General features: G+C 74.9%; 10 protein-coding genes. 5 read left to right on the plus strand and 5 right to left on the minus strand.

Annotated features, from left to right (window positions below; genetic code table 11):
- The first annotated feature begins 9 nt into the window (after positions 1-9).
- Together P3X83_RS06925 and P3X83_RS06930 are read left to right on the plus strand one after the other, a co-directional pair.
- The gene (locus tag P3X83_RS06925; RefSeq protein WP_277304020.1) at positions 10-732 is read left to right on the plus strand and encodes a M50 family metallopeptidase; all 723 of its coding nucleotides are present in this window, start codon (positions 10-12) and stop codon (positions 730-732) included.
- Positions 733-797: 65 nt separating this feature from the next.
- Positions 798-2,198, plus strand: a complete 1,401-nt coding sequence (locus P3X83_RS06930) for a serine/threonine-protein kinase (protein ID WP_277304021.1) — start codon at positions 798-800, stop codon at positions 2,196-2,198.
- Here the strand turns inward: P3X83_RS06930 and P3X83_RS06935 are convergent.
- The 5 genes from P3X83_RS06935 to P3X83_RS06955 are packed head-to-tail and all read right to left on the minus strand — an operon-like array spanning position 2,195 to position 11,812.
- A complete protein-coding gene (locus tag P3X83_RS06935; protein ID WP_277304022.1) occupies positions 2,195-5,071 on the minus strand; it encodes a helix-turn-helix transcriptional regulator in 2,877 nt (958 codons plus the stop codon). The two genes, P3X83_RS06930 and P3X83_RS06935, sit on opposite strands and share 4 nt — an antisense overlap.
- Positions 5,072-5,128: 57 nt before the next feature.
- Positions 5,129-7,216: a DUF3488 and transglutaminase-like domain-containing protein gene (locus tag P3X83_RS06940; RefSeq protein ID WP_277304023.1), complete on the minus strand. Its 2,088-nt coding sequence runs from the start codon at positions 7,214-7,216 to the stop codon at positions 5,129-5,131.
- A complete protein-coding gene (locus P3X83_RS06945; RefSeq protein WP_277304024.1) occupies positions 7,213-8,352 on the minus strand; it encodes a DUF58 domain-containing protein in 1,140 nt (379 codons plus the stop codon). The genes P3X83_RS06940 and P3X83_RS06945 overlap by 4 nt, the downstream gene beginning before the upstream one ends.
- Positions 8,353-8,356: 4 nt before the next feature.
- Entirely contained in the window at positions 8,357-9,637 is a 1,281-nt protein-coding gene (locus tag P3X83_RS06950; RefSeq protein WP_277304025.1) for a MoxR family ATPase, read from the minus strand.
- A gap of 24 nt (positions 9,638-9,661) precedes the next feature.
- Positions 9,662-11,812, minus strand: coding sequence for a hypothetical protein (locus tag P3X83_RS06955; RefSeq protein WP_277304026.1), 2,151 nt, complete (start codon positions 11,810-11,812; stop codon positions 9,662-9,664).
- A 194-nt stretch (positions 11,813-12,006) separates the two neighbouring features.
- Here P3X83_RS06955 and P3X83_RS06960 point away from each other — a divergent pair, with 194 nt between their 5' ends.
- Genes P3X83_RS06960 through P3X83_RS06970 form a run of 3 tightly spaced genes read left to right on the plus strand, consistent with a single transcriptional unit; the run spans position 12,007 to position 17,589 of the window.
- Positions 12,007-13,230: a hypothetical protein gene (locus P3X83_RS06960; protein WP_277304027.1), complete on the plus strand. Its 1,224-nt coding sequence runs from the start codon at positions 12,007-12,009 to the stop codon at positions 13,228-13,230.
- Positions 13,217-14,653 carry a hypothetical protein gene (locus P3X83_RS06965; RefSeq protein WP_277304028.1) on the plus strand — a complete coding sequence of 479 codons (1,437 nt, stop codon included), beginning with the start codon at positions 13,217-13,219 and terminating at the stop codon, positions 14,651-14,653. Before P3X83_RS06960 ends, P3X83_RS06965 begins: the two co-directional genes overlap by 14 nt.
- On the plus strand, positions 14,650-17,589 hold the full coding sequence (locus tag P3X83_RS06970) for a chromosome partitioning protein ParA (RefSeq protein WP_277304029.1): 2,940 nt from the start codon (positions 14,650-14,652) through the stop codon (positions 17,587-17,589). Before P3X83_RS06965 ends, P3X83_RS06970 begins: the two co-directional genes overlap by 4 nt.

Raw genomic sequence — 17,589 nt, forward strand, 5'->3', positions numbered from 1 at the left:
TTTACCCCAATGGAAACGCTGAGCGATGTGTGGGGCCACCTGACCACGACGCGGGACGCGCCGCCCACCTGGGCGATCCTGGTGACCGCCCTGGCCGGGCTGGTGGTGGTCGGGTCGTCGTCGTCCTGGCGGCTGTCCCGCGGGCTGATCACGATCGCCCACGAGGGCGGCCACGCCCTGGTGGCCGTCCTCACCCGGCGCAAGCTGCAGGGCATCCGGCTGCACTCCGACACCTCGGGCGTGACCCTGACCAGGGGCAGGCCCACCGGGCCCGGGATGATCCTCACCGCGCTGGCGGGCTACGTCACGCCCTCGCTGCTGGGCCTGGGCGGCGCGTGGATGATCGCCGAAGGCTACGTGACGCTGCTCCTGTGGGCGGTGCTGGTCCTGCTGGCCTGCATGCTGCTGCTCATCCGCAACCTGTTCGGCGTGGTCTCGCTGCTGGTCACCGGCGGCGCGGTGTTCGCGCTGTCCTGGTTCGCCCCTGACGAGGCGCAGGGCATCTGCGCCTACCTGGCGGTCTGGTTCCTGCTGCTCGGCGGCATCCGCCCGATCATGGAACTGCAGCAGAAGCGGCGCAGGGGCCGGGCCCCCGACTCCGACGCCGACCAGCTCGCCCGGCTGACCCTGCTGCCCGGCGGCTTCTACGTGTTCTTCTTCCTCCTCGTGGCGGTGGCCTCTCTGGCGGGCGGGACGGTCCTGCTGGTCCCGTTCCCGCTCACCTTCGGCTGAGCCCCGGACCGACTAAGATCTGCCCCCAAACGGGGACATAGGGGGCGACACAAGCGGTGCAACCATTGGAGGAAACGCCCGGCTACCGCGTTCTTGACCAGGTGGGGCAGGGCGGGTTCGCCGTCGTCTACCGCGCCTACCAGGAGCGCCTGGATCGCCAGGTGGCGCTCAAACTGCTGTCGGTGGAGCGGGTGGACCAGCGGACGCTGCGCAGGTTCCAGCGGGAGCTGCAGCTCACCGGACGGCTGACCGGGCATCCGAACGTCGTGACCGTCTTCGACACGGGCACGACCAGGTCGGGGCGGCCCTACATCGCGATGGAGCTGTTCGAGGGCGGCTCGCTGCGCGACCGGCTGAGCCGTGAGGGGCCGCTGCCGGTGCCCGACGTGCTGCGGGCCGGGGTGAAGCTGGCGGCGGCGCTGGCCGCCGTCCACGAGGCGGGCGTGCTGCACGGCGACATCAAGCCGCAGAACATCCTGATCTCCAAGTACGGCGAGCCGGCCATCGCCGACTTCGGCGTCGCGCGGGTCGTGGACATGGCGGAGGTCTCGGCCGCCGCCCACGCCTTCACCCCGCTGCACGCCGCGCCCGAGGTGCTGCGGGGGCAGCCGCACAGCGTGCCGTCCGACATCTACTCGCTCGGCTCGACGCTCTATCACCTGCTCACCGGCCGCCCGGCGTTCCACAACCCGTCGGACCAGTCCATCGCGCCGCTGATGCTGCGGGTGCTCAGCCAGGCGCCGCCGCCGATCGCCAGGCGGGACGTGCCGCCCGCCCTGAACGAGGCGATCATCCGGACGATGGCCAAGGACCCCCGCGAGCGGTATCTCTCGGCCCGCGCCATGGCCGAGCGGCTGCAGCGGCTCCAGGTCGAGATGGGCCTGCCGGCCACCGACATCATCGGCGGCACCGCCACAGAGCCGGGACAGGCTCTGCCCGAAAGCGCCCCCGCGCGCACGCTGACGGCCACCACCACGCCCGGCGGCGAGTCCCGGCTGCGCACGCACCTGGTGGCCGGGATGGCGGTGGCGGCGCTCGCGGGCGCGGGGATCGGCGTGGCCGTGTTCGTCGCCGGGCAGGACCGCACGCCGACTCCCACCGCCACCACGGCGGCGGCCACGGCCTCCGGCGGACCGGAGATCGACCCGTCGGCGGTCCGCGCGCTGACCCCGAAACGGCTGCGGGTCGTCAACGACCGGGGCGACACCGTCACGTTGCGCTGGTCGCTGCCGTCCGCCGCGCGGGACTACCCGCTGGTGCTGCAGCGCGAACCCGGCGACGGCCAGCAGACCACCGTGCTGGAGCGCGGCTCGACCTCCACCCGGGTGCTGGGCCTGCGGTCCGGCGCAGGCTACTGCTTCGTGATCGGCGTGCCGCTCAGCATCGACACGGCCTCCACGACCGCCTGGTCGCGGCCCGCGTGCATCCGTGGCGCCAAGGCCCGGAACACCGCCCCGCCGTCCTAGCGCGCCGCCTGGGCGGCGTCGAAGAGGCCGTGGCGGTGAGCGGTGGCCGCCGCCTCGCCGCGCGTCCCTACACCGAGCTTGCCCAGGATGTTGGACACGTGCACGCTGACCGTCTTGACCGAGATGAACAGTTCCTGGGCGATCTCGCGGTTGCTGCGGCCCTCCGCCACCAGCCGGAGCACGCCGGTCTCCCTGGCGGTCAGGCCCAGCGGTGAGCCCTCCTGCGCGGGCCCGCCGCCGACGGTCACCCTGACCCGGCGGGCCAGCTCGCCGATCGCGTCGATCAGCGGGGTCGCCGCGAGCCGCTCGGCCAGCGCCGACGCCCGCGTCAGACGCTCCGAGGCGGCCTCGCGATCCCCGGCCGCCGACGCGTCCCGCGCCGCCTCCAGCAGCGCGCAGGCGTGCGGGTACGGCTGGCCGAGCGCCTCCCACGCCCCGGCGGCGGCGTCCCAGGCCCCGTCACCGGCGGCGTCCGGCTCCCGGACGATCGCCGCGAACGTCAGGGCGTACGCGCGTTGCACCGGCCCCGACGCCTCGATCGTCCCCACCCGGGCGAGCGCCTCCGCCCTCGCGGCCCCGCCGAGGCCGGCGGCGGCGACCAGCAGCGGCCACGAGTACCGCGGCCCGGACAGGAGGTCCTCCTCGCGCAGCGCCCGCTCGGCCAGGGCCGCGGCCTCGGCGGCGCGGCCGGTCGCGACCAGCAGGTCGATCCGGCGGCGCAGGTTGGGCAGCACGGTCTGGGCGCGGTAGGTGCCCCGGCGCAGCAGCCTTGCCATCTCGACGAGCCGCCGGTCGGCGGAGTCGATGTCGCCCCTGGCGAGCGCGATGTCGACGGCGAAGCCGATCAGGCTCGCCAGGTAGGGCGGGGGCGGCACCAGCTCGCGGGCGTGCTCGATGACCTCCAGCGCCTCGTCCCACCGGCCGAGCGAGACCAGCGGCTCGGTCAGGTTGATGGCCACGAACGCGCCGTTGGTGCGGGCCAGGCCCGCCTCGGCGGCGTGCGAGAGGCCGAGACGCGCCACCGCCACCGCCTCCTCGTGGCGCCCCGCGCCCTCCAGGACGTCGGACAGGGAGACGTCGTTCCTGGCCATGGCCCCGCTCGCGCCCACCCGCGCGGCCAGCTCCCTGGCCGTCTCGAACAGGCCGAGATGCGGGTCGAGGTCGAAGAACCGGCAGCGCACCCAGCCGAGGGTGATCATCGCATGGGCCTCGGTGGCGATGTCGCCGACCAGGTTCCCCACCGCGATGGCCTCCTGGGCCATCGCCTCCTTCTCCTCCCAGTCGCTCGCGAGGTACATCATCCGGCTGAGGTTCTCCACCACCTGACCGCGCAGCCGGCTGGGCGGCTCGGCCGGGACCAGCCGCATGGCCTCGCGCAGGTCCTCGATGAAACCGGCGCGGCCCAGGTTGTACTTCACCAGCCCGCGCGAGCGCAGCAGCCGGGCGGCGCGCAGCGGCTCGGCCGCCGGGTCGATCTCGGCGAGCGCGGCTCCCGCCAGCGCGAGGGCGCGCTCGAACTCGCCGATGAGGTGGGCCACCGTGGCGCAGTGATGCAGCACCTCGACGCGATCGGCGCCGATCCTGGCCGCGGCGTCGGGCACGTGGTCCCACAGGTCGAGGACCCGGGTGATCATCCGGTACTGCTCGTCGTGGGCGGCGGACCGGCGGGCGCAGGTGGCGGCGCGCCAGGCGCTGACCAGGGCCTGCGGGACGTCGTGGGCCTCGTGCCAGTGGTAGGCCAGCTCGATCTCGCCGCGCGGGGTGGGCAGCAGGCCGGGGCGCGCGGCGAGCGTCTCGGCGAAGCGGGTGTGCAGCCGGGTGCGCTCGCCGGGCAGCAGGTCCTCGTGGACGGCCTCGTGGATCAGCGCGTGGCGGAAGACGTAGTCCTCGCCGTCCACCACGATGACGTTGCCGGCCACGGCCGGGCGCAGGAGCTGCGACAGCTCGTGGTCGCCCAGGCCGGTCACGGCGGCGAGCAGGGTGTGCTCGATGCGCGTGCTCCCGGCGCCGGCGACCCTCAGCAGCTCCTGCGTCTTCTCCGGCAGCCGCTCCACGCTGGCCAGCAGCAGGTCGCGCAGCGACTCGGGGACCGCGCCGTCGTCGTCGTCGCAGAGCAGGGCCTCGACGAACAGCGGGTTGCCCTCGCTGCGCGCGTAGACGGCGTCGATGTCGGCCGCGCGGGGCGTGCCGGCCAGGATGCCGGCCGCCTGCTGGATCACCTCGCGGCGGCTCAGCCTGGCCAGCTCCATGCGCGTGACCCGCTCCATCCGGCCCAGCTCGGCCAGCATCGGGCGCAGCGGGTGCTTGCGGTGGATCTCGTCGGCCCGGTAGGTGACCAGGATCAGCGTGCGCGCGTCGGGCGGCTGGTAGCGCACCAGGAAGGTCAGCAGGTCGCGGGTCGAGCCGTCGGCCCAGTGCGCGTCCTCGATCACCAGGACGATGGGCTCGCGCTCGGCCAGCCGGTCGAGCAGGCCGAGCACCTGCTCGAAGAGCCGGGCGCGGGTCTGCGGCCCGTCGTCGTCCGGCTCGCCGAACTCCGGCAGCAGCCGGGCCAGGCCCCGCGTGGAACCGCCGGGGAGCAGCGCGGCGATCGCGTCGTGACCGAGGTCACGGGTCAGCGCCCGCAGCACGGCGGCGAACGGGGCGAACGGCAGGCCGTCGTTGCCCAGCTCCAGGCAGCCGCCGACGAGGACCCGCGCGTCGCCCGCCCTGCTCGTGAACTCGCGGATCAGCCGGGTCTTGCCGACGCCCGCCTCGCCCCCGATGAGGACCGTGCCGGCGATCCCCCCGCGTGCCGCGTCGAGAGCGGTCGCGAGGCCCGCCAGTTCCCGCCCCCGGCCGACGAAACGGGGGCTCACACCTCTCGCGCTCACGCCTCCCAGCATGCCACCTCCCGAGACAACGTCCGCTCCGGCTCGTGCGCCGCCCGCTCAGCGGCGCAGCGCGCGCGGGTGCAGGCGGCGGCGCAGCCTGCGCAGCGCGGGCGTGCGCCGGACCACCAGGCGGTGGACGGCGTCGCTGCGCCGCCACGCCTCGTCGGCGTCGGCGTGGCCGACGTCGTCGGGGGCGTACCGCACGTAGTCGGAGATGTGCGCCAAGGGCCGCAGGTGCGAGGTCACGTCGCCGCCGTGCCGGTCGCCGCCCCGCTCCGCCACCTCCTGGGCGGTCAGCGTCTCCACGCCGGACAGCCCGAGGTCGTCGCAGGTCTGCCGCCACGCGCCCGCGACGCGCAGCCCGGCGTCGGCGGCCGCCCGCCTGCGACGGCGCCGCCACCACGGCAGCGCCGCGACGAGCCCCAGGTAGACCTGGACGATCCCGGCGGCGGCGATCGCGGAGATCAGCCACCAGGACGGCCCGGCGGCGACCTGGGAGCCGTCATCGGCCCTGCTCTTGGCGCCGTTCGGCCGCGGCTTGTTCGCGGTCGCCTTGCCGAGCTGCTCCTTCAGCCGCTGCCGTTCCTTCTCCACGGCCGACACCACGTCGTGCCGGTCCTTGGCGCCGCTGCGCGGCGGCGTCGGGTCGAAGGCCAGCCAGCCCACGCCGTCGAACCGCACCTCCGCCCAGGCCAGCACGTCTCCGGTGCGGACGCGGAAGACGCCGTCCTCCTGGCGGCCCGGCCGGAAGCCCACCACGACGCGGCTGGGCAGGCCCAGGGTCCTGGCCAGCAGCGCGTACGTCGCCGCGAACTGCTCGGAGGTGCCCCGGCGCGACTGGCGCAGGAAGTAGTCCAGGCCGGGCAGCGAGTGTCCGGGCGGCGCGGTGATGTCGTACTTGGCGGCCGAGCGCAGGAACGCCTCAAGCGCCTCGGCCCGCTGATAGGGCAGCTCCGCCCCGCCCGCCGCCTGGCGGGCCAGCCGCGCGAACGCCTCCCGCTGCGGTCCCTTGGGGAACTCCAGGAGGGCCGGATCGGTCACGGCGACGGGGTTGTCCAGGTCGTCCGCCTCCGGGCGGCCGACGCGGGACGTCACCCGGTACGTGAGCCCGGACGGGGGCCGCTCCACCGCGACCAGCGAGCCGCTGCCGGGATCGGTGGCCACATTCGCCGCCCCGCTGAACCAGGTGGGCCGCTCGGCGGCGGGCAGCCAGCGGTCCCGCAGCCCGCGCAGCGTGACGGTCTGCTCGACGAGGTAGGACCGGGCCGCCCGCTCGTCCACCGGGACGCGTCCGCCGGTCGGCTGATACCTGGCCGAGGACGACCAGCGGACGCCGTCGTAACGGTCGAGCACGGCGAGCCGCCAGTTCAGTGGCGTCGCGGCGCGCACCGTGAACAGCTCGGTCTCCGGCCGCCGCAGCCACGCCGAGACCCGGTCCAGCGGGCTGACGCTGTCGAACCTGACCGGCTGCCGCAGCTCGGCGTCCGCGCGCGGGTCGTACGGCTCGGCGGCGATCGGCAGCAGCGGGCCAAGCAGCATGGCCCCGGCGGCGACGGCCGCCAGCGCGGGCACCCCCGCCGCGACCCACACCAGCGGCCGGTCGTCGGCCAGCAGCGACATCCCGGCGACCAGCGCGAGCAGCGCGGCGGCCACCGGCAGGTTGGAACCCGGGCCGTCCACGCCCAGCAGGACCGCCGTGGTGAACACCACCACGGCGGGCAGGCCGGGCGCGGCCCGCAGCCGGGTGCGCGCCGCCGTCTCGGCCCCGGTCGCCGCCGCCGCCCACACCAGCGTGTGCACCAGGATCAGCAGGGCGGGGTCGGTGGGCGCGGGCAGCAGCGTGGTCAGCAGCGCGTGCCACGAGTCGGTGAGGTCGGCGGCGGCGCGCACCGCGACGGCCGGGTTCAGGTCGCGGTAGACCACGGCCGCCGTGCCCACGAGCCAGACGACCAGGTCGGCGGCCAGCGCGGCCCACAGTGGCATCCGGCGGCAGGCCAGCGCGACCAGCACCGGACCCGCCGCCGCCACCAGCACGACGGGCAGCAGGCCACCGGGGTCGAACACGCGCTGGAACCCCCACCCGGCCACGCCCGCCGTGAGCCCGGCGATGATCACCCTGGCGACGAGGGAGACCGTCCGGTTCATCGGGCGGCTCCTCTCCAGAGCGCGGGCAGCTCGTCCAGGACGGCCACGTCCATGACGGTGACGCCGGGAGGGGCGGGCGGGCGCGGCGCCGCGCCGGAGGTCGCGCGCAACAGCACGACCCGGTCGAAGCGGCGGCGCGCGGCCGACGTCTGGGGCGCCCCGTCCGTGGCCTCCGGGGTGTCGCCGGTGACCAGCACCAGGGCGCCGCCGCCGCGCGCCAGCCGTACGGCCTCGGCCGCCCCGCCGCCGCCCGCGACCACCGTGGCCAGGCGGTCGAGGATGGCCTCCGCGTCCTGCGGGCCGCCCTTGGCGTCGGCCAGCACGCCCTGCCCGGTGACCAGCCTGACCGGGAAACCGGCTCGCGCGGCGGCCACGGCCACCGAGGCGGCCGCGTCCACGGCGGTCTCGAACAGCTCGGCCGAGGCGTAGGCCGCCGGGCGGGTGTCGAGCACGACCGTGGTGCCCGGCAGGCTGACGTCCACGAGCTGGCGGACCATCAGCGTGCCGGTGCGGGCGCTGGACCGCCAGTGCACGTGGCGCAGGTCGTCGCCGACGACGTACTCGCGCAGGGTGTGGAAGGTCGCGGTGCCCGCAGGGGCGTTGTCGCCGGTGGGGCCCTCCAGGTTGGGGGCCCGCCCGGAGGGCAGGACCGGCAGCTCGGCCGTACGCGGCCGGACGAGGAGGGTGGCCGCCTCGCCGTACTGCCGCACCCTGCGGGTGAGGCCGAGCGGGTCGGCGCGGACGAGCGTGAGCGGCCCGACGGCGATCTCGCCGCGCGCGTGCGTGGGCAGCGGGTAGGTGACCGCGCGGGTGGTGGCCTTGGCGATCCTCGGCACGTCCACGCTCTGCTCCGCGCCGCCGAACCGGTCGCGGGCGCGCAGCCCGCTCAGCGTCCGGCGGCCCTCGTTGGCGATGTGCAGCACCGCGACGGCCGCGTCGCCCCTCGGCACCTTCAGCGGCGTGATCTCCCTGTGGACGGCGAGCCGGGCGCGCGGCGCCGTCCAGCACAGCGCGCCCGCCAGCGCCAGCGCGGCGCCGCAGGCCAGCACGGCGGGCTCGGCGTAGCCGAGCGGGAGCGCGGCGGCGTAGAGGAGCACGGCCGCGCCGGCCGTCCCCCAGCCCAGCGGAGTGAGCATGCGTCTATACCCCGGCGAGCGCCTGCGGGACCGGCGTCGCCGCCAGGATCTCCCCCACCACGTCGCCCGCGGTGCGCTCGCGCAGCTCGGCCTCCGGGCTGAGCACCAGCCGGTGCGCGAGCACCGGCACGGCCAGCGCCTTGACGTCCTCTGGCACCACGTAGTGGCGTCCGGCCGCGGCGGCGCGCACCCGGGCGGCCCGCAGCAGCGCCAGGCTGGCCCGGGGGCTCGCCCCGAGGCGGACCTCGGGGAAGACGCGCGTGGCCGCCACGACGCCGACCAGGTAGTCGTAGATCGGGTCGGCGACGTGGATCCGCGTGGCGAACTCGATCATCCCGGCCACGTCCGACGCCCTGGCCACCACCGGCAGCCGTTCCACCTGCGGCCCGCTCGGCATGCCCTTGAGCACCTGGACCTCCGCCACGTGGTCCGGGTAGCCGACGGAGATCTTCATCAGGAACCGGTCGAGCTGCGCCTCCGGCAGCGGGTAGGTGCCGTCCATGTCCACCGGGTTCTGGGTGGCGACCACCAGGAACGGGCGGGGCACCGGATGCGGCTCGGAGTCGACGGTGACCCGCCGCTCCTCCATCACTTCGAGCAGCGCGGACTGCGTCTTCGGAGAGGCGCGGTTGATCTCGTCGCCGAGCACGATGTTGGCGAACACCGGCCCCTGGTGGAACTCGAACTGCCTGGTCGCCTGGTTGAAGATGGACACGCCGGTGATGTCGGAGGGCAGCAGGTCGGGCGTGAACTGGATCCGGCGCATGGCGGCGTCCACGCTCGCCGCGATGGCGCGGGCCAGCGTGGTCTTGCCGGTGCCCGGCACGTCCTCGACCAGCAGGTGTCCCTCCGCGAACAGGCAGACGAGCGCCAGCTCGACGGCCTCGCGCTTGCCCCTGATGACGCGTTCGATGTTCTCCGCGAGCAGGTTGAACCGCTGCGCGAACTGCCCGGCGAGCGCGGCGGTGTCCCCCTGCCCCTGCTCGGCGTGGCCATTGTGGCCCTGCTGCGCGGCCGGGTAGTGCTGCCCCGCGCCCGAGCCAGTGCCTGGGCCTGGGCCTGGGCCTGAGCTCGGGTCGGCGGAGTGGCCGCCCTGGTAGCCCGGCTCACCCGGCGTGTACGGCGTCGCGCCCGGCGCGGCGTACCCGCCACCGTAGGAGGGAGCCCCCCGCTCCCCTCCCTGGTAGCCGTGGCGGGCCGGTTCGTCGTACCTGCCGCGCTCGCCGTACCCCTGGTATCCCCCGTATTCCCCGTAGCCCTCGTGCTCGGGGTGACGATCGCTCACCGAGTCCCCTTCTCAGTCCTTCGCTCAGTCCTCGCACTCGAACAGCGGCGCGGCCGGAAAGCCCCCCTTGGGCGTGGACATCAGCGTGTCGCTGATGTAGGCGACACCCCCGTTCCACTCGATCCGGTCCCACACGTCGCTGGTGCCGCCCTGCTCGTTGTCGGTCACCGTCTTGCCCTTGGCCTGGCAGATCACCGTGAGAGACCGGTACTCCCCCTGCGGGATCTTGCCGACCTCGCAGCCGCCCTGGGGGCTGCACTGGATCAGCGAGTTGGTGGTCCCGTTGTTGGCGTTCTTGTACGACCCGGTCGGATACGCCAGGTCCACCGACGCGGAGACGGACCCCTCACCCTCACCCGCGGCGTTCTTGGCCTTGAGGGTGAACTCGTGCTTGGCCGCGTTCTTGAGGCCCTCGACGCCGAACGAGGTGCCCTTGATGCCGCTCTTCTCCGAGGCGCCGGACAGCGTGTAGGTGGTGTCGTCCGCGGCGTTCTCTGGGGCGCTCCAGGTCAGGTCCGCGCCCTTGTTCTTGGCCTTGGCCGAGAAGCCGCTCGGCTTGCCCGGCGCGACGCACGGCTTGGCCCCGGCGCTCGGCTGGGAGCGGACCTCGCCGCCCTTCCAGTGCGCCACCACGGTGAAGCTGTACTCGTTCTCGCAGCTTCCGCCCTTGAACTCGAACTGGTAGGGACCGCCGGAGTCCACGCGCTGCGGCGACACCTCACCGCCCGACGGCGACACCTCCACGGTGTAGCGGTCCACCTCACCGTCCGAGGCCGAGAACGTGACGTCGATCCGTCCCGGGCCCGGCCGCGCGCTCACGGCCCCCGGCGCGCCCGGCGCCTTGGGCGAGGGGGTCGGAGTCGGCGTCGGGGTCGGCGTGGGAGTGGCCTCCGGCGTCGGCGTGGCCGTGGGCTCGGCGGGCGGGGTCTTCTTCCTGGTCCGCGTCGGCTCGGGGCCGGGCCCCTCCTCCGTCTCGGTGGAGTCGGGGTCCGGCGGCGAGGTCCGGTCCGGCTCCGCCGTCGGGCGCGGCTTGACGGTCGGCATCGGCTTGGGCGTCCGGGTCGGGCCCGGCACGTCCTGGTCGTTCTTGTCGATCTGGTGCTTGCGGCCGTCCACGTCGATCACCACGGCGCGGTCGCCGTGCTCGTCGTTGGCCCAGAGCTGGCCGTCCTTGACGAACATGTCCACCTCGCCCGGACGGCCCGCCACCTGGATCTCGGTCGGCTCCCCGCCCGTCGCGCTGTCCCAGACGACCAGGCCGCCGGTCCGCTTGTTCGGGATGTAGACGCGGCTGCCGAGCACCTGCGGGACGCCGAGGCCGCTCGCCTCGACGAAGGCGGACAGCTTCACGCTCTGCGGGGCGCGGGAGTCGGTGTCGATGACGATCACCAGCCCGTCGGGCCCCGGCACCAGGATGGGCACCAGCGGGCCGTCCGTGGCGGCGGGACCGAGCACCGGCTCGTCCTGGGCGGCGACCTCCTTGGGCAGTTCGATCCTGCCCGTGCTGCCGTCCTCGCCGATGACGGTCGCGCTGGAGGAACGAGTGTTGACGATCACGGGCAGCCCGCCCGCGACGGTCAGGGACAGCGGGTCGCCCGGCTCGCCGACCTTGATCCCCGTCCCCTTTATCCCCGCGCTGAGCGGCACGACCTCGCCGGTGGCCGGGACCGGCACCCACAGTCTGCCGCCGCCGTCGATGCCGGCGCCGCCCAGCGGGCGGGGCAGCGCCACCGGCGCGCCCACCGCGTTGAGCGTGGCGGGATCGACGCGCCGCACCGTGCCCTCCGGATCGACGGCGTACGCGGTCGTGCCCGACACCACGAGCTGCAGACCGGCGGTCTCGAAGTCGCGGGTCTGGGTCACCTTGAGCGCGCTCGGCTCGATCCTGCTGACCACGCCGGTCGCCTCGTCGATGAGGAGGACCGTCGAGCCGTCCTGCACGACCTTGAGCCGCTGGCCCCTCGCCCCGGACGGCGTGATGCGCCCGTCCACCTCGCCGGACAGGCCGTTGGCGTGCACGACCGTGCCGCGCGTCTTGCTCCACAGCCACGCGCCGACGTCGGCCAGCCTGGGATTGGCGCTCGACTCCCCGACACCGAACACGACCGCGACGGCGACCAGCGCCCCGACGACCGCGACGGCGACCGCCGCGGTGGCACGATCGCCACGCGGCATGGTGATTTTCACCCTGTTCACCCCGTGCGCAAGATGCTTACGTTTTGCCCCCGTTTTACCGAGGGTCACCCTAGCGCAGCGGTCAGGACCAGCCCGGACGTTACAAGCATTGCTGATGTATCCGGCGCGGCACGCCGCGAGCGGCGGCTTTGATCGGTCCAGGATTGTCGGGCGCAGGCCGTACGGTAGTGCGCGTGCCCGAGACCGACCACGAACTAACGCTGGACGCAGCGCTCGGCGAGGAGGCGGTCCTCGCGACCTACCGCCGCATGTTCGCGGCGCTGGCCAGGGACAGCGGCGCGGTCGTGGACGACCCGGTGCTCGTCGACATCGCGGAGACCCTGTTCGCGGCGTTCGCCGAGGCGGGCGAGGAATGGCTGACCCACGAGCAGATGCGCCACGCCTGCCGCGCGCATCCCCCCGACCTGCTCGACAACCGGCTGCGCGTGCTCAAGGGGCTCGGCGCGATCCGCGAGGTCTTCCCCAAGCCCAACCAGCTCCGCTACCGCGCGTCCTTCACCAGCGTGGTCGGGCTGATGTTCGTGCGCCGGATGATGGACGACGGCGGCCAGTCCGAGATGCACCGCCTGCTGGCGCTGGAAGACCTCAACGTGGCCGACCCCCGCACCACCAGCGACCAGGCCAGGGAGAGCGCGAGCAACCTGGCGCGGGCCTTCCGGCTGTGGGCGCTCGAACTGATCACGCTGAGCACGGGCACCATCGAGGAACTGCGCGAGCAGGCGCCCAAGCTGTGGGGCACCGAGGAGATCGCCCGCCGCGCCCAGGGGCTGCACGGCACGATCCTGACCCGCTGGCCGCGCCTCGACCGCACCTGCACCGAGCTGCGGGCGGCGATCTACGCCTACAGCGACGCCTCGCGCCGCGCCGCCGGGCGCCTGGCCGACTCCGCGGGCACCACCCGTAACCTCACCCTGCTGCCGTCCGAGACCTGGCGCACCTTCACCCAGACCGCCTCCAAGGAACGGCTCGCGGCGGTACTGGAAGGGTTCGTGTTCGACGCGCCCGCGCCATGGCACGACCCGGCCGAGATCGTGCACGCGGTCGACGAGAGCCCGCGTCCCGCCCCGGCGCAGCCCACGCCGCCCCGCTCGGCGCTGCCAGACTCCGGCCCGGCCGACTCCTTCGACACGGGCGCGAGCGCGACCGCGCGCCGTCTGACCGCGGTGGCGGAGGAGGCGCTGGCGGGTCGCGACTCGGTCGCGGTGGAGGAGCTCCTCGCCCGTCCCGGCGAATGGGTCTCCGCCCGCCGCCTCCTCGCCGACCTCGCCGCCGCCGACCTCAACCCCGAACTCCCCTACCGCCTGCGCTGGTCCGGCACCCTGACCGCCGCCCCCGGGTCCGAGCCCGCCTGGCTCTCCCACGGTCACCTGGAAAGGACCGACCGTGACCCCACCTGACCCCGAACACCCCACCCCGGCCGCTCCTTCCCTCCGCACACCCGGCGGGGAGCGGCCGATCACCTCCGCCCCGGGCGGAGGCCCCACCCAGACGCCCGACGACGGACACACGGCCTCGCCCGAGGTCGTTTCTTCCGTCCGGACGCTGGGCGCTGGGCGGGGGGTGACGGTGGAAGGGGTGGTCGCGCACGCGCGGGCGCGGGCGGTCGGGCCGTTGACGCTTGGGGGCGACGCCGTGGTGCCGGCCGGGATGGCGCGGCTGGCGCGTGACGGTGAGCCGGAGGTGGCGTTGCCGGTGTGGCCCGACGGCGCGAGCCCCACCCTGTTGTCGGAGTACCAGGTGAGCCCCGTCACCGCCGAGCGTTCCGGCGAGGCCAGGCGGGTGCTGGCCGCCTGCCTGAAGTGCTGCTGGACCGACCTCGCCGCCGACCCGTGGCCCGGTGTCGCCGCTCCGATCGAGGCCGTCCTCGCCGCCTACCGGGCGCTGATCGGCCGTACCGACGACCTCATGCGCAACTGGGCCGTCGGCGCGCTGCGCAGGCTGCACGACTCCGCCTGGATCGTCATGACCGGCGGTTCGATCCGGCTCGGCCCCCGGTGCGCCACCTGGGCGCCCGAGTCCCACGCCCTGCTGCGCGAGCTGATGGCCCGCCTCCCCGAGCCGGAGGAGCCCGTCGCCGCGCCACTGCCCACCCCCTCCCCCGCCGCCCCGCCGCCTCCCACCGAGGCCGCCGTGCTCACCGGCGAGCCGTACGACGAAGACGTGCTCGGCGCATTCGACGAGCGGCGGCGGGCCGAGCTGGTGGCCGCGTTCATGGCCGTCGAACACGCCGCCGAACCCGTCCTGGAGGTCCGTTTCGCCGCGCTGCGCGACCCCGCGCTGCGGCGCGCCCTGACCGAGATGCTCGCCCGGCGCGGACGCACGCTCATCCAGGTCCGCGAGCGGTGGACCTCCGGCTACGACGACGCGACGGCCGCCGCCGTCGGCACCACACTGGGCGAGGCCGAGCGGGCCGTGCTGGTGCTGGTGCTCGTCCACTCGGTGGCGATCCCCCGCGCCGAGGGGCTGCTCGGCGCCGACACCTGGCTGTCCCCCCACCCCACGCCCGCCGAGGAGCTGCGCCGCCACACCCAGTTGCCGATCGGCGAGCTGGAGGGCGCGCTGCGCACGCTGCGCCACGCCGGGCTGCTCTCCCAGGTCAAGGCGGGTGAGGAAGTCGGCGGATACATCCCCGGGCCGCAGTTCCACCGGCTGACGGCCGCGGCCAGGAAGCGCCTGCAGGAGGAGCTGATCCTGGCCGCCGGGCCCGGCACCCCGCTGGCGGCGGCCGTGCTCGCCAGGCGGCGACCGCCCGGCGGCGGCGCGAAGGAGACCACTGACGGCCACGAGCCACAGGTCCGGACGACGGAGGACGATCGGTGACACGGGTTGAGAACCTCGTCGGCGACAGGGTGCTGATCGCCGTCCAGGCGGTCAACATCTCACGGCTTTCCACACATCCGGTGCCGACGGTGCCGGGCACGCTGATCGTCGTGGCCGGGGCGGGCCCGAAGGACTCCAACGGCGCGGGCAAGTCATCGTTCATCGCCGCCATCACCGCGCTGCTCGGCGACGAGCAGTGGCGTTTCGCCTCCGGCGCCAAGGCCGTCTCCGAGCTGCTGTTCAACGCGGAGCTGGCCACCGGCGCGGGCGGACGGCAGTGGGCCAGCGCCGACCACGGCTACATCATCGGCGTCTTCGACGATCCCACCCCCGGTGAGCCGGTGACCGTCTGGCTGCGGATCAACCAGGAGGCCCCGCACCTGGAGATCCGCTGGACCGGCGGGGTCTACCTGGCGTCGGCGGCCTCCGAGGCCGAGCGGGTCGCCAGGGCCGACGAGATGTGGCTCACGCTGCCGCGCTCCGCGGGCCGCCGCGACGTCGTGGCCCGCGACCTCACCAAGGTCCTCTACGGCGACCGGGTGCGCTGCGTGTCGTTCCTGTCCACCTCGGTGCGCAGCAAGGTGGCGACCAACCTGCTGTCGCAGCCGCTCAACGAGATCACCCCTGAGCGCATCTTCGAGGCGGTGGCCGCGCTCACCGGCCTGGACGCCGAGCTCGACCAGGAGCGCGAGGCCCGGCGCGACGAGCACGCCAAGCGGGTGCGGGCCGAGCAGGCCGGGGCGCGGCTGCACGAGTTCGAGGCCGAGTCCCGCACCCTGATCGACACCTTCGACCTGCGCGACCAGGCGCGGATCCGCCTGGCCGAGGCGCTGCGCCACTGGCGCGGACGGCTGGCCCGGCGGCTCGCCGACACCGCAGGCCGCGACGCCTCCCTGGCCGCCGAGCTGGCGCGCCACCACGCGGCCGAGGAGACGGCCTCGGCCGCCATCGCCGAGGTCAGGGCAGAGATCGCCACCCTGAAGGACGACACGCTCGACCGGGGCCTCGCCGACGCCCGGCGCGAACTGGCCGAGGCGCAGGCCAGGTCGGCCGCCCTGACCGCCGACCGCGCGGTCGCCGAGAACTCCGCCGACGAGCTGCGCGGGCAGATCCCCGCCCTGGAGGAGCTGCGGCGGCTGGCCGACGGCCGTACCGTCGAGGCCGCCGAGGAGGAGGTCGGGCACGCGCGTCAGCGGCTCAACCTGGCGCTGAAGGCGCTCGGCGTGGCCGACCGCGAGGTGCGACGCGCCGCCGACGCCCTCGGCGACGCCGAGGGCGGCCCGGCCGCGGCCCAGCTCCGCGCGCTCGCCGAGGCCGGGGTGACCGCCGGTGGGCTGCTCGACTCCATCGACGTCGCCGAGCAGGCCCGCGACCACGCCGAGTCCCACGGCCTGGGCGGCTGGCCGCACGAGCACGCCGTCCTCGTCGACTCCGCCGACCTCGGTCAGGCGTCCGCCGCCCTCGCCGCCCTGCCCGGGTCGGTGCTGGTCAGCGCGGCGGGCGTGACGGTCGTCGGCGCGTTCGAGGGGGTGGCGACGGGCCGCGAGGCCCGGATCAAGGCCGCCGAGCAGCGGCTCAACCGCGCGCGCGACACGCAGGAGGAGGCCGCCGCCGTCGTCCGTTCCTGTGAGGACGGCGTGGCCGAGGCCTCCCGGCGGCTGGAGGGGGCGCGGGCCGCCGACGTGCTGGCCGGCATCGAGAGCAGGCTCGCCGAACGCCGCGAACGCCTGGCCGAGCTGACCGCCGCGCTGTCCGACCTGGCGCCCCGGCTGGCCGAGGCCGAGCGCGCGGTGAGCGGCCTCGACTTCCGCGCCAGGACCCGCGACATGGAGATCGAACGCCTGGAGGGCCGCCGCGCCCGCCTGTCCGGCGAACTCGCCCAGGCGCGCGGCGAGCAGACCAGGGTCACGGCGGAGCGCGAGGCGCTCGGGCTCGCCGACCTGGTGCGCGCGTTCGGCGGCGAGGCCGAGGCCGCCGCCGAGTGGCTGGCCGCCCTCGCCGAGGAGGAGCGCCCGCTCACCTCTGAGGAGTGGTGGCGGGCCGCCGAGCGGCATCTCGACCGGGCGCTGCGCGACACCTTCCCCGGCGAGGAGGAGATGCCGGAGGAACTGCGCTTCCTCATCCGCGAGCGCACCGAGCCGGGCGCGGGCCGTACGGCACGCGAGCAGGCCACGTTCCCCGGTGTGTGCGCCGCCCTGTCGTCCTACCTGCGCGGGCAGGAGGAGTACGAGCGGCACCAGCGCCGCCAGATCGAGTCGCAGCTCGCCACCCGGCAGCGCGACCTGGCCGTCGCCTCCACCGGCGCCGAGGAGGCCGCGCGGTCCACCGCCGTGCACCGCGCCGCGCTCACCGCGGCGATCAAGGCGCGGCTCACCCGGGTGGCCGAGGAGTTCGAGAAGCTCGACCTGGCCTACGGCGGTTACGGCGCGACGATCGAGTTCCCGGTGCCGCCCGCCCCCGCCGATCCCGAGCAGCGCTGGGCCTGGAAGGTCGTGCCCAAGTGGCGGCGCGGCGAGGGGCAGGGGTTCGTCCCCTACAACCGCCGGGCCAACACCGCGCTGATGGACGAGAAGGCGGTCAAGCTGGTCTGCGCGGCGGCCATCGCGTCCTCCGGCGGCGGGCACCTCTGCCTGGTCCTCGACGAGCTGGGCCGCAACCTCGGCAAGGAGCACCGCAGGGAGGCGGTGGCGCTGTTCCGCCGGATCGGCGAGACCTACGGCATCACGGTCATCGGCGCGCTCCAGGACGACATGGAGCCCTACGCCATCGACGCGTGCGGGCAGTACATCAAGCTGCGGCGGTCCTCCGACGCGATGCCGTACAACGAGCCGCCCGTGGTGATCGGCCATGACCGGCACGCCGAACGGGTGCGCGAGCTTGCCGCCTATGTCACGGAGTCGCGCGCGACGGGCGGGGCGGGCACGGCGGGCGCGTAG

The organism is Spongiactinospora sp. TRM90649 (genome assembly GCF_029382225.1).
Classification (GTDB): Bacteria; Actinomycetota; Actinomycetes; order Streptosporangiales; family Streptosporangiaceae; genus Spongiactinospora.

What these genes read in the sequence shown, in the direction of transcription:
- P3X83_RS06925 (WP_277304020.1), top strand. Translation starts at nt 10, where the DNA reads ATGGAAACGCTGAGCGATGTGTGGGGCCACCTGACCACGACGCGGGAC.
- P3X83_RS06940 (WP_277304023.1), bottom strand. Translation starts at nt 7,216, where the DNA reads ATGAACCGGACGGTCTCCCTCGTCGCCAGGGTGATCATCGCCGGGCTC.
- P3X83_RS06945 (WP_277304024.1), bottom strand. Translation starts at nt 8,352, where the DNA reads ATGCTCACTCCGCTGGGCTGGGGGACGGCCGGCGCGGCCGTGCTCCTC.
- P3X83_RS06955 (WP_277304026.1), bottom strand. Translation starts at nt 11,812, where the DNA reads ATGCCGCGTGGCGATCGTGCCACCGCGGCGGTCGCCGTCGCGGTCGTC.